Consider the following 11,971-nt stretch of genomic DNA (forward strand, 5'->3'; position numbering starts at 1 on the left):
CGCCACCATCAGCCCGCCCCCGCGCAGTACCCCGCGCCGGCGCCCTCCAAGACCGCGGTGGACGGCAAGCTGGTGGCGCCGTTCGGCCGCCATCTGGCGTTCGGCACCGACCCGAAGACCCGGATGAACGTCTCCTGGCAGGTCCCGTTCGCCGTCCGGCGCCCGTATCTGCGGGTCGGACTCAAGCCGTGGGAGCTGGACCGGAAGGTCCCGGCGGAGGTCCGCGCGCTGCGCACCCCCTCGCTCGGCCGTCGGCTGCCCGCCGTCGAGCAGCTCTATCTGCACGTCGGCCTGGACGGGCTGCGCCCGGGCACGACGTACTACTACGGCGTCGGACACGACGGCTTCGACCCCACCGCCGCCGAACGGCTGGGCACCGTGGGGTCGTTCACCACCGCGCCCGCCGACAGCGCGGAGCCGTTCGTCTTCACGGCCTTCGGCGACCAGGGCGTCGGCCCCGAGGCGCTGACAGGCGGCCAGGCGGTGCTCGGCCAGAATCCGGCGTTCCATCTGCACGCGGGAGACATCTGCTACGCCGACGACACCGGGCACGGCAAGAAGTCCGACACCTACGACGCGCGCCTGTGGGACCAGCTCCTGGCCCAGACCGAACCGGTCGCCTCCCGGGTGCCCTGGATGGTGACCACGGGCAACCACGACATGGAAGCCTGGTACTCCCCCGACGGCTACGGCGGCCAGACCGCCCGCTGGTCCCTGCCCGACACCGGCCCGGACCCCGACCGGGCGCCCGGCGTCTACACGTTCGAGTACGGGAACCTCGGGGTGATCGCCCTGGACGCCAACGACGTCTCCTACGAGATCCCCGCCAACCGGGGCTACACCGACGGGGCGCAGACGCGGTGGCTGGAGCGCACGCTCAAGCGGATGCGCGCCGCGCGGGGCATCGACTTCGTCGTCGTCTTCTTCCACCACTGCGCGTACTCGACCGCCACCCACGGTTCGGACGGCGGGGTGCGGGAGGCATGGGTGGCGCTGTTCGAGAAGCACCACGTCGACCTGGTGATCAACGGTCACAACCATGTGTACGAACGCACCGACCCGGTGCGGGACGGTTCGCCCACCCGGGCGCTGCGGCTGGGAGAGACGACCGATCCCGTGCGGGACGGCACCGTGTACGTCACCGCCGGCGGGGGCGGGAGGGAGCTGTACGACTTCTCGGCGCCGGACAGCTACGAGGGGCGCATCGAGGAGCGGGACAGCGTTCCCGGCATCCGCTGGGGGGAGGGCCGCCGCGAGGAGCGGGGCGAAGTGGAGTGGTCCCGTATCCGCTACACGGGCTTCTCGTTCCTCGCCGTGGAGTGCGAGGGCGGGCGGCGGCCGTCGCTCTCGGTGACCGCACTGGCCCGCTCGGGCCGCCGCGTCGACCACTTCATGGTGCGCCGCTGACGGGTGAGGGGCTGCCCCTTGCTGCGCGTTGCAGTCTGCGGGAGCACTGTGGTTGCTCGCGCCGTTCCCCGCGCCCCTGAAAGGGCCACCCCCGCAAGCTTGGGCAGTCTGCGCCCTGGGGTACTCCCGGCCGGAGGCTGGGGAGCAGGGTGGGCAAGCGCAGCCCCCCATGCGGGGTACGCGAGCTCCAAGGGCAACCCTTTGCAGCGGCTCGGCGCCCCGGAGGGGTCAGCGGCGGTCGAAGGCGCGCTGCAGCGCTTCAGCTGCCTTGCGGCGGTCCTCTTCGCGGAGGCGGGCGGCAGCACGGGAGCGGCGGACACGAGAGGCGGGAACGTGGGTGGCTGTGGGCGTGGCCATAGGAATGCAACTCCTTCTGCACGGCGCATGACGCTTGACGCAAGACGCGAGGAGAGATCTGCCGGACAGCCAACGGTGCGGGGACAACCGGTGCGGCAGGGATCACCTGCCTGGGACGCACGGGCGCCACATCCGCGAAGCGCTCGGTCGAGCGGGACGATCGGCTTCCTACAAAGATAGAAGGCCTCAGCCGTGATGTCTCGCCAAATAGTTGGGCTTCCTACTATCTGAGACGAGCCCCACATCCGAGCCGAACACGAGAACGGGCCCGGCCCCCTCCGTCCGTACGGCGGAGAAGGGGGCCGGGCCCTCATCGCACAGGGGCCACGGGGGGCATCAGCCCATGTGCGGGTACCGGTAGTCGGTCGGCGCGACCTGGGTCTCCTTGATCGCGCGCGGCGAGGACCAGCGGATCAGGTTGAACTTCGAGCCGGCCTTGTCGTTCGTACCCGAGGCCCGCGCGCCGCCGAAGGGCTGCTGGCCGACGATCGACCCGGTGGGCCGGTCGTTGAGGTAGAAGTTGCCCGCGGCGAACCGCAGCTTCTCGGAGGCCTCGGCCAGGACCGCCCTGTCCTTGGCGAGCACGGCACCGGTCAGCGCGTACGCCGAGGCGGATTCCATCTGGTCCAGCATCGCGTCCCACTTCTCGTCCTCGTAGACGTGGATCGCGATGATCGGGCCGAAGTACTCGGTCTTGAAGACCTCGTTCTCCGGGTCGGAGCAGACGATGACGGTCGGCGAGATGAAGTAGCCGACGCTGTCGTCGTAGGTGCCGCCGACCAGGATCTCGCAGGACGGGTCCGCCTTGGCACGCTCGATGGCGGCCTTGTTCTTGGCGAAGGCCCGGTCGTCGATGACGGCGCCGATGAAGTGGGACAGATCCGTCACATCGCCCATCGCCAGCCCCTGCACCTCGGTGGCCAGCGCCTCCTTGAAGCCGCCCTCCCAGATGGAGCGGGGCAGGTAGGCGCGGGAGGCGGCCGAGCACTTCTGGCCCTGGTACTCGAAGGCGCCACGGGTGATGGCGGTCTTGAGTACGGCCTGGTCGGCCGAGGAGTGGGCGACGATGAAGTCCTTGCCGCCGGTCTCGCCGACGATGCGCGGGTAGGACTTGTAGTTGGAGATGTTCTCGCCGACGCTCTTCCACAGGTGCTGGAAGGTGGCCGTCGAGCCGGTGAAGTGGATACCGGCCAGCTCCGGGTGCGGGATGGCGACCTCGGAGACCTCCTTGCCGTCACCGGTCACCAGATTGATGACGCCCTTGGGCAGCCCGGCCTCCTCCAGCAGCTCCATGAGCAGCACGGCGGAGTGGGTCTGGGTCGGGGACGGCTTCCAGACCACCACATTGCCCATCAGGGCCGGGGCCGTGGGCAGGTTGCCCGCGATGGCGGTGAAGTTGAACGGCGTGATCGCGTAGACGAAGCCCTCCAGCGGGCGGTGGTCCATGCGGTTCCAGATCCCGTTGGGCTGGACCAGCGGCTGCTCGGTCATCAGCTCGCGCGCGAAGTGCACATTGAAGCGCCAGAAGTCGATCAGCTCGCAGGGCGCGTCGATCTCTGCCTGCTGGGCCGTCTTGGACTGGCCGAGCATGGTGGAGGCGGCGATCGTCTCGCGCCAGGGCCCGGACAGCAGCTCGGCGGCCTTGAGGATGATCGCGGCCCGGTCGTCGAAGGACATCGCGCGCCAGGCCGGAGCCGCGGCGAGCGCCGCGTCGATGGCGTCCTGCGCGTCCTGCCGGGTGGCCGTCGCGTAGGTGCCCAGGACCTTCTGGTGGTTGTGCGGCTGCACGACGTCGACGCGCTCGCCGCCCCCCATGCGCTTGACGCCGTTGATGGTCATGGGCAGCTCACGCGGGTTGTCGGCCAGCTCCTTGAGCTTGGCCTCCAGACGCGCACGCTCGGGGCTGCCGGGTGCGTAGGTGTGCACCGGCTCGTTGTACGGGGCGGGGACCTGGGTCACAGCGTCCACGGTTGCTCCTTGTGTCGGGGTCGGGCGGTCGGTCGGTGCCGGCGTCTCGGCTGGGTGGTCGGCGGCGAGTGATCAGCTCCGGGTGATCAGTTCCGGGTGATCAGGGACCTCAGACTGGGTCCTTCCGGGGGACAACCCCCGGACCCCCAGCCGGAGACCTCCCACTGCCGGGTGATCAGCTCCGGGTGATCAGGGACCTCAGGAAGAAGGCCATGTTCGCCGGGCGCTCCGCGAGGCGTCGCATGAAGTAGCCGTACCAGTCGGTCCCGTACGGGACATAGACGCGCATCCGGTGACCCTGCGCGACCAGTCGCTCCTGCTCGGCTCCACGGATGCCGTAGAGCATCTGGAATTCGAAGTCGTCCCGCTTTCGACCGTAACGCTCGGCCAGGTCCTGGGCGATGGCCACCATGCGGGGATCGTGGGATCCCACCATCGGGTAGCCCTTGCCGGCCATGAGGATCTTCAAACAGCGCACATACGCCCGGTCGACCTCGCGCTTGTCCTGGTAGGCGACCGAGGCGGGCTCCTTGTAGGCGCCCTTGACCAGCCGGACCCGGGAACCGTCGCCGGCCAGCGCGCGGCAGTCCTCCTCGGTGCGGAAGAGATACGACTGGAGCACGGCGCCGGTGCCGGGGAAGCGTTCGCGCAGCTGCCCGAGGACGGCGAGCGTGGAGTCGATCGTGGTGTGGTCCTCCATGTCCAGGGTGACCGTCGTACCGGCGGCGGTGGCGGCCTCCACGACGGGCAGGACGTTCTGGTAGGCCAGGTCGTGCCCGCCCGGGAGCGCCTGCCCGAAGGCGGAGAGCTTGACCGACATCTCGGCGTGCTCCGCGAGCCCGGCGCCGGCCAGCGCGTCGCACAGCGCCAGGTAGGCGTCACGGTTGCGGAGGGCTTCCGACCGGTCGGTGATGTCCTCGCCGAGATGGTCGATGGTGACCTGCATACCGCGTCCGGCGAGCGTCGTGACGGAGGCCAGACACTGATCGAGCTGCTCGCCCGCCACGAACCGGTCCACCATCGGGCGGGTGACCGGAGCGGCCGAGACGAGGCGGCGGATGCTGTCGCTGCGCGCGGCGGCGAGGAGCACGGGTCCCAGCACGGGGCACCTCCACGGATTGTTCTTGTGGGCGGCTCGATGACGCGCGCGCAGCGAAGGCGTGACGCGGGAGCCACTACGAAGTTAAGGAGCGTTTCCCCGGCCGGACCATCGACAGGTGTCACGCGTCCGTGGCCCGGCTCTCAGACATCTGTATGAGAATGGTGGCGGCGGCACACCGGCCGCTCTGGCGCGCCGGGTGACGCCGGACGACATCGAGAAACACCAGCACCGGCTGCGGGAGGCCCACGGTATGCGCGAGGACTATCAGGCGCTGATCGACGAGGTCTCCCAACTGCTGGGTACCCCGGCCACGTTGGAGGGCCGGGACTTCTCGCTGATCGCCTTCGGCGCGCACGAGGGCGGCGACGACGAGGAGCAGGCCACCGGGCCCGCGCTGGACTCGGTGCGCACCCGCACCATCCTGCAGCGCCGCTCCACCCCGGCCGTGCGGGCCTTCTTCGAGAGCTACGGCATCGCCCGGGCCGACGGCCCCGTCCGGATCCCTCCCGACCCGGCGGCGGGGGTGGTGCACGGCAGGATCTGTCTTCCGGTGCGCGACCGCGGGGTCGTCCACGGCTACATCTGGCTGCTGGACGACGGCCGGCTGGAGCTGACCGACCCCCGGCTGGCCGCGGCGATGGCGGTCGCCGACCGCACCGGCGCCCAGCGCGCGGCGGACTCCCGCGCCGAGGAGCGGACCGCAGGGCTGCTGCACGCCGCGCTCGCCGAGCGCGGCGGGGCCGCACGGGACGAGGCGGTCGCCGGGCTGCGCACGGCACTGGGCGAGGCCGCGTCCGGGACGCTGGTGCTGGTGGCGGTGTTGCCGTGGCCCGAGGAAGAGGACCCGGCCGCGGCGCCGCCGCCCGCCGCGCTCCCCCGGCTCGCGGCGCAGTGCGTACGGGACGGCGCGCTGGCCGCGCTCGTTCGACTGCGTACCCCGCACGGTCTGGAGGCGGCCCGTACGGCGGCCGACCGGCTGCTGCGCTCCCCCGGCCGGCCCGCGACGCCCCCGGCGGAGTCCGAGCGCGCCGCCCGGCCGGGCCCCACCGCCGGGCTGAGCAGCCCCCGTACCGACCTGGCGGACCTGCCCGCCGCCTGGCGCGAGGCCCGCGCCGCGGCCCGGGCGGCAGCCGCCGCCTCCCGACCGGGCGCCCTCGCCGAGTGGGACACCATCGGCCCCTACCGCATGCTCACCGGCATCGCCCGCACCCCCGGCTCCCCACCCGACCCCGCCGTACGGGAACTGCTGCGCCCCACCCATCGCGAACTGACACGGACAGCGGAGGTCTTCCTCGACTGCGCAGGCCAGGCGGGGCGGGCCGCCGCCGTGCTCGGCATCCACCGGCAGACCCTCTACTACCGGCTCTCCCGGGTGGAGCGCCTCACCGGACTCGACCTGGACGAAGGCGAGGACCGGCTCCTTCTCCATATGGCGTTGAAGACCGAACGCCTGGGCTGAGGCCCCGGCCGCTGCCGCCGGCCCGTGCCGACCGACGGAGGGGGTACGGGGGCCAGGCCCCGTACCCCCTCCGTCACGACGGCGCGCAACCAGGCGCCTACAGGGTTCGGCGGAATCGGTGACCGGCGCGGCCACCGCGTTCGGCGGTCATCACTCCGTGAGGTTGACCGCTCGGGCGTGGGTGGCGCCGATCTCCTCGGCGATCTCGCCCAGCACCGTGGCGCCGATCGTGTCGTCGACGGTGAGCGCGACCAGCGCCTCGCCGCCCTCCTCCGCGCGGGAGACCTGCATACCGGCGATGTTGATGCCCGTCTCGCCCAGGATGCGGCCGACGGTGCCGACGACGCCGGGCCGGTCGCTGTAGCGCAGGAAGGCCATGTGGTCGGCGACGGCGAGGTCCACACCGTGCTCGTTGATGGCGACGATCTTCTGCAGATGCTTGGGACCGGACAGGGTGCCGGAGGCGGAGACCTCCTCACCGTTGGCCAGGGTGCCGCGTACGATCACCACGTTGCGGTGCTCGGCGGACTCGCTGGAGGTCGTCAGCCGCACCTCGACACCGCGCTCCTGGGCGAACAGCGGAGCGTTGACGTAGGAGACCGTCTCGTCCACCACGTCCTCGAACACACCCTTGAGCGCGGACAGTTCCAGCACCTTGACATCGTGCTGGGTGATCTCGCCGTACACCTCGACATCCAGCCGGACGGCGACCTCGCCGGCCAGCGCGGTGAAGATCCGGCCCAGCTTCTCGGCGAGCGGCAGCGCAGGGCGCACGTCCTCGGCGATGACCCCGCCCTGTACGTTGACCGCGTCGGGGACCAGCTCACCCGCCAGCGCCAGCCGCACCGATTTGGCGACCGCGATGCCCGCCTTCTCCTGCGCCTCCCCGGTGGAGGCCCCCAGATGCGGGGTGCACACGACCTGGTCGAAGGCGAAGAGCGGGGAGTCGGTGCACGGCTCGGAGGCGTACACGTCAAGACCCGCACCCGCCACGCGGCCCTCCTTGAGCGCCGCGGCCAGCGCCTCCTCGTCCACGATGCCACCGCGCGCCGCGTTGACGATGCGCACGCTGGGCTTGACCTTGTGCAGCGCCTCGTCACCGATCAGCCCGAGGGTCTCGGGGGTCTTGGGCAGGTGGACGGTGATGAAGTCCGCCACCTCCAGCAGCTCGTCCAGCGAGAGCAGCTTGACGCCCATCTGGGCGGCCCGTGCGGGCTGCACGAACGGGTCATAGGCGACGACCTTCATCCCGAACGCCGACATGCGCTGGGCCACCAGCACCCCGATCCGGCCGAGGCCGACGACGCCGAGCGTCTTCTCGCTCAGCTCGACCCCGGTGTACTTGCTGCGCTTCCACTCGCCGTTCTTGAGCGCGGTGTTGGCCTGCGGGATGTTGCGGGCCGTCGCGACGAGCAGCCCGCAGGCCAGCTCGGCGGCGGTGACGATGTTGGAGGTCGGGGCGTTGACCACCATCACGCCCGCCTTGGTGGCCGCGGGGACATCCACGTTGTCGAGCCCGACGCCGGCGCGGGCGACCACCTTGAGCTTCTTCGCCGCCGCGATGGCCTCGGCGTCGATCTTGGTGGCGGAGCGGACGAGGACGGCGTCCACATCGGCGAGAGCGGGGAGGAGTTCGCCCCGGTCGGCGCCGTCACAGTGCCGGATCTCGAAATCCGGGCCCAGCGCGTCGACGGTCGCGGGCGACAGCTCTTCGGCGATGAGTACTACGGGCTTGCTCACGTGGTCTCCAAATTCTTGGGACGGCGCGTTTTCCCTGCGGATTCCCTGCGGGGGCCGGGGGCTCCTCCCGGACGGAGGCCGGGGGAAGGGCGGGGGGCGGAGGGGCAGACGCACGACGCTGTGAGCCTGTGGCTCCGCAGTCTATCGAGGGTCCCGCCCCCGATGTGGGCGCTTTGCGTCCACATCGCTGTGGGCGGTCGGTCCGCCGGGCGTAACGACCGCCCACAACAGGGCGTGCGGGTTACTTGTCCTCGTCGACCCAGCTCATCAGACCGCGCAGCTTCTGGCCCGTGGTGGCCAGCAGGCTGTCCTCGTCGGCCTTCTTGTACTCGTTGTACTTGGGCAGGCCCGCGTTGTACTCGGCCATCCAGTTGTTGGCGAAGGAGCCGTCCTGGATCTCACCGAGGATCTTCTTCATCTCGGCCCGCGTCTGCTCGTTGATCACGCGCGGACCCGAGACGTAGTCGCCCCACTCGGCGGTCTCGGAGACGGACCAGCGCATCTTCTCCAGACCGCCCTCGTACATGAGGTCCACGATCAGCTTCAGCTCGTGCAGGCACTCGAAGTAGGCGATCTCCGGCTGGTAGCCGGCCTCAACCAGGGTGTCGAAGCCCGCCTTGACCAGCGCGGCCGTACCGCCGCACAGCACGGCCTGCTCACCGAACAGGTCGGTCTCGGTCTCCTCGGTGAAGGTGGTCTTGATGACGCCGGCGCGGGTGCCGCCGATGGCCTTCGCGTACGACAGCGCCAGCGCGAACGCGTTGCCGCTCGCGTCCTGCTCCACGGCCGCGATGCACGGCACGCCGCGGCCCTCCTCGTACTGGCGGCGGACCAGGTGGCCCGGGCCCTTGGGAGCGACCATGCACACGTCGACGGAGGCCGGGGGCTTGATGAACTCGTAGCGGATGTTCAGACCGTGGCCGAAGAAGAGGGCGTCGCCGTCCTTGAGGTGAGGGGCGATCGACTCCTCGTAGACCTTGGCCTGGACCGGGTCCGGAACCAGGACCATGATCACGTCCGCTTCCTGGACGGCCTCGGCGGGCGTGGTGACCCGCAGGCCCTGCTCCTCGGCCTTGGTCCGGGACTTCGAGCCCTCGTGCAGGCCGACCCGGACGTCGACGCCCGAGTCACGCAGGGACAGCGCGTGGGCGTGGCCCTGGCTGCCGTATCCGAGGACCGCGACCTTGCGGCCCTGGATGATGGACAGATCGGCGTCGTCGTCGTAGAACAGCTCGGCCACTTGGGGATTCTCCTTGTGCTGATGATTGGTGCTGCCCAACCTATGACGGCCGGGCGGACGGGGTCGGTCAGGGGCGCTCGATCACGCGGAGCGTTCCAGCGCGCGCAGGCTCCGGTCGGTGATGGAGCGGGCGCCGCGCCCTATGGCGATGGTGCCGGACTGCACCAGTTCCTTGATGCCGTACGGCTCCAGCATCCTCAGCATCGCCTCCAGCTTGTCGGCGCTGCCGGTGGCCTCGATGGTGACGGCCTCCGGGGAGACGTCGACGGTCTTGGCGCGGAAGAGCTGGACGATCTCCACGATCTGGGAGCGGGTCTCACCCTCGGCACGGACCTTGACGAGGACCAGCTCGCGCTGGACCGCGGAGGAGGGCTCCAGTTCGACGATCTTGAGGACGTTGACCAGCTTGTTGAGCTGCTTGGTGACCTGCTCCAGCGGCAGGTCCTCGACGTTCACCACGATGGTGATGCGCGAGATGTCGGGGTGCTCGGTCACGCCGACGGCGAGCGAGTCGATGTTGAAGCCGCGGCGGGAGAAGAGCGAGGCGATCCTGGCCAGGATGCCGGGGGTGTTCTCCACCAGCACGGAGAGGGTGTGCTTGGACATCGTTGGAGTGCCTTTCCGTTCCTGCGTTCCCGGTCAGTCGTCGCTGTCGCCGAAGTCGGGGCGGACGCCGCGGGCCGCCATGACCTCGTCGTTGGAGGTGCCTGCGGCCACCATCGGCCAGACCATGGCGTCCTCGTGGACGATGAAGTCGACGACGACGGGCCGGTCGTTGATGGCGTTGGCCTTCTCGATGACAGCGTCGAGCTGCGCGGGGTCCTCGCAGCGGATGCCGACGCAGCCCATGGCCTCGGCGAGCTTCACGAAGTCGGGGACACGGGTGCCCCGGCTCGGCTCGCCCTCCTCGCCGTTGTGCAGGACGGTGTTGGAGTAGCGCTGGTTGTAGAAGAGGGTCTGCCACTGGCGGACCATGCCCAGGGCGCCGTTGTTGATGATCGCCACCTTGATGGGCGCGCCGTTGAGGGCCGCGGTGACCAGCTCCTGGTTGGTCATCTGGAAGCAGCCGTCCCCGTCGATGGCCCACACCGTGCGGTCGGGCATACCGACCTTGGCCCCGAGGGCCGCCGGCACGGCGTAGCCCATGGTGCCCAGGCCACCGGAGTTGAGCCAGGTGGCGGGCTGGTCGTAGGTGACGTAGTGCGCGGCCCACATCTGGTGCTGGCCGACGCCCGCGGCGAAGATCGTGCCCTCCGGGGCCAGCTCGCCGATGCGCTGGATGACCTGCTGCGGGGACAGGGAGCCGTCCTCGGGCAGGTCGTAGCCGAGCGGGTAGGTCTTGCGCCAGCGGTCCAGCAGGGCCCACCAGTCGGCGTAGCGGTCGCCGGGCTCGCCGGGGTGCTCTGCCGCCTCGGCCTGGAGGGCGACGACCAGGTCGGCCAGCACCTCGCGGGCGTCGCCGACGATGGGCACGTCGGCCGCGCGGTTCTTGCCGATCTCGGCGGGGTCGATGTCGGCGTGCACGATCTTGGCGTGCGGCGCGAAGGAGTCCAGCTTGCCGGTGACGCGGTCGTCGAAGCGGGCACCGAGGGCGACGATCAGATCGGCCTTCTGCAGCGCGGTGACGGCGGCCACGGTGCCGTGCATGCCGGGCATCCCCAGATGCTGCGGGTGGCTGTCGGGGAAGGCGCCGATGCCCATGAGGGTGGTGGTCACCGGGGCTCCGGTCAGCTCGGCGAGCACCTTCAGCTCGGCCGTGGCGCCGGCCTTCAGGACGCCGCCGCCGACGTAGAGCACCGGGCGGCGGGCCTCGGTCAGCAGCTTGGCGGCCTCGCGGATCTGTTTGCCGTGCGGCTTGGTCACCGGGCGGTAGCCGGGCAGCTCGGCGGTGGGCGGCCACTGGAAGGTGGTCCGGCCCTGCAGCGCGTCCTTGGCGATGTCGACCACGACGGGGCCTGGGCGGCCCGTGGAGGCGATGTGGAACGCCTCGGCGATGGTCCTGGGGATCTCGTCGGGGTCCCTGACCAGGAAGTTGTGCTTGGTGACCGGCATCGAGATGCCGCAGATGTCGGCCTCCTGGAAGGCGTCCGTACCGATGGAGCCGGAGGCGACCTGACCGGTGATGGCGACCAGCGGCACGGAGTCCATATGGGCGTCCGCGAGCGGGGTGACCAGGTTGGTGGCGCCGGGGCCCGAGGTGGCCATGCAGACGCCGACCTTGCCGGTGGCCTGCGCGTAGCCGGTGGCCGCGTGGCCCGCGCCCTGCTCGTGACGGACCAGGACGTGCTTGACCCGGGAGGAGTCCATCATCGGGTCGTAGGCGGGCAGGATGGCGCCGCCGGGGATGCCGAATACGGTGTCGGCGCCGACTTCCTCAAGAGCACGGATGAGGGACTGGGCGCCCGTGATGCGGGGGGCTGCCTGGGCCGGAACGGAGTTGGACTGTCCGCTGTTGCGGGCCCGCGGCTGCGGTTTCGGGGCCCCGGTGGCCTGTTCGGTCATCGGCTTATCTCTTCTCGGAGAGTGAGGGTTGACGCTCGTTTTGGGCGGTTTTTTCCAGCTGCTGCTGGTTCGTGCTCAGGTGCTGATGCAACAAAAAACCCCTCGTGCCGTGAGGCAAGCGAGGGGAGCGCGCCGCTGGTGGTCGCGGGACGAGTGGGTCCCGCGGTCAGCCGACGCGCTGTCCAAGTACGAGAAT

9 protein-coding genes are annotated in these 11,971 nt (G+C 70.5%); 2 read left to right on the forward strand and 7 right to left on the reverse strand.

Annotated features, from left to right (window positions below; all coding sequences use genetic code 11):
• Positions 1-1,407, forward strand: a 1,407-nt coding sequence (locus KBY19_RS16955; RefSeq protein ID WP_210966069.1) for a metallophosphoesterase family protein, incomplete at its 5' end; no start/stop codon positions are given.
• 228 nt (positions 1,408-1,635) lie between these two features.
• Here KBY19_RS16955 and KBY19_RS37240 read toward each other — a convergent pair.
• From KBY19_RS37240 to KBY19_RS16965, 3 genes are all read right to left on the reverse strand, one after another.
• A complete protein-coding gene (locus KBY19_RS37240; protein ID WP_019355765.1) occupies positions 1,636-1,764 on the reverse strand; it encodes a hypothetical protein in 129 nt (42 codons plus the stop codon).
• A gap of 336 nt (positions 1,765-2,100) precedes the next feature.
• Positions 2,101-3,732 (reverse strand): L-glutamate gamma-semialdehyde dehydrogenase, encoded by a 1,632-nt coding sequence (gene pruA / locus KBY19_RS16960; RefSeq protein ID WP_099884522.1) that lies wholly within the window; start codon positions 3,730-3,732, stop codon positions 2,101-2,103.
• 175 nt (positions 3,733-3,907) lie between these two features.
• The gene (locus KBY19_RS16965; RefSeq protein ID WP_185018218.1) at positions 3,908-4,834 is read right to left on the reverse strand and encodes a proline dehydrogenase family protein; all 927 of its coding nucleotides are present in this window, start codon (positions 4,832-4,834) and stop codon (positions 3,908-3,910) included.
• Positions 4,835-5,084: 250 nt separating this feature from the next.
• Here KBY19_RS16965 and KBY19_RS16970 point away from each other — a divergent pair, with 250 nt between their 5' ends.
• On the forward strand, positions 5,085-6,293 hold the full coding sequence (locus KBY19_RS16970; RefSeq protein WP_210966085.1) for a CdaR family transcriptional regulator: 1,209 nt from the start codon (positions 5,085-5,087) through the stop codon (positions 6,291-6,293).
• 150 nt (positions 6,294-6,443) lie between these two features.
• Here KBY19_RS16970 and serA read toward each other — a convergent pair whose 3' ends face one another.
• From serA to KBY19_RS16990, 4 genes are all read right to left on the reverse strand, one after another.
• Entirely contained in the window at positions 6,444-8,033 is a 1,590-nt protein-coding gene (serA, locus tag KBY19_RS16975; protein ID WP_185018217.1) for a phosphoglycerate dehydrogenase, read from the reverse strand.
• A gap of 241 nt (positions 8,034-8,274) precedes the next feature.
• Positions 8,275-9,273 carry a ketol-acid reductoisomerase gene (ilvC, locus tag KBY19_RS16980; protein WP_185018216.1) on the reverse strand — a complete coding sequence of 333 codons (999 nt, stop codon included), beginning with the start codon at positions 9,271-9,273 and terminating at the stop codon, positions 8,275-8,277.
• Between the two features lie 81 nt (positions 9,274-9,354).
• On the reverse strand, positions 9,355-9,879 hold the full coding sequence (gene ilvN / locus KBY19_RS16985; RefSeq protein WP_099884516.1) for an acetolactate synthase small subunit: 525 nt from the start codon (positions 9,877-9,879) through the stop codon (positions 9,355-9,357).
• A gap of 33 nt (positions 9,880-9,912) precedes the next feature.
• Positions 9,913-11,775, reverse strand: coding sequence for an acetolactate synthase large subunit (locus tag KBY19_RS16990; RefSeq protein ID WP_099884514.1), 1,863 nt, complete (start codon positions 11,773-11,775; stop codon positions 9,913-9,915).
• Positions 11,776-11,971: the final 196 nt, after the last annotated feature.

This window comes from Streptomyces sp. B15 (assembly GCF_018070605.1).
Taxonomy (GTDB): domain Bacteria; phylum Actinomycetota; class Actinomycetes; order Streptomycetales; family Streptomycetaceae; genus Streptomyces; species Streptomyces smyrnaeus.

Excerpts from the sequence above, each read along its gene's own strand:
- KBY19_RS37240 (WP_019355765.1), bottom strand. The coding sequence starts at position 1,764 with ATGGCCACGCCCACAGCCACCCACGTTCCCGCCTCTCGTGTCCGCCGC.
- KBY19_RS16970 (WP_210966085.1), top strand. The coding sequence starts at position 5,085 with ATGCGCGAGGACTATCAGGCGCTGATCGACGAGGTCTCCCAACTGCTG.
- ilvN (WP_099884516.1), bottom strand. The coding sequence starts at position 9,879 with ATGTCCAAGCACACCCTCTCCGTGCTGGTGGAGAACACCCCCGGCATC.
- KBY19_RS16990 (WP_099884514.1), bottom strand. The coding sequence starts at position 11,775 with ATGACCGAACAGGCCACCGGGGCCCCGAAACCGCAGCCGCGGGCCCGC.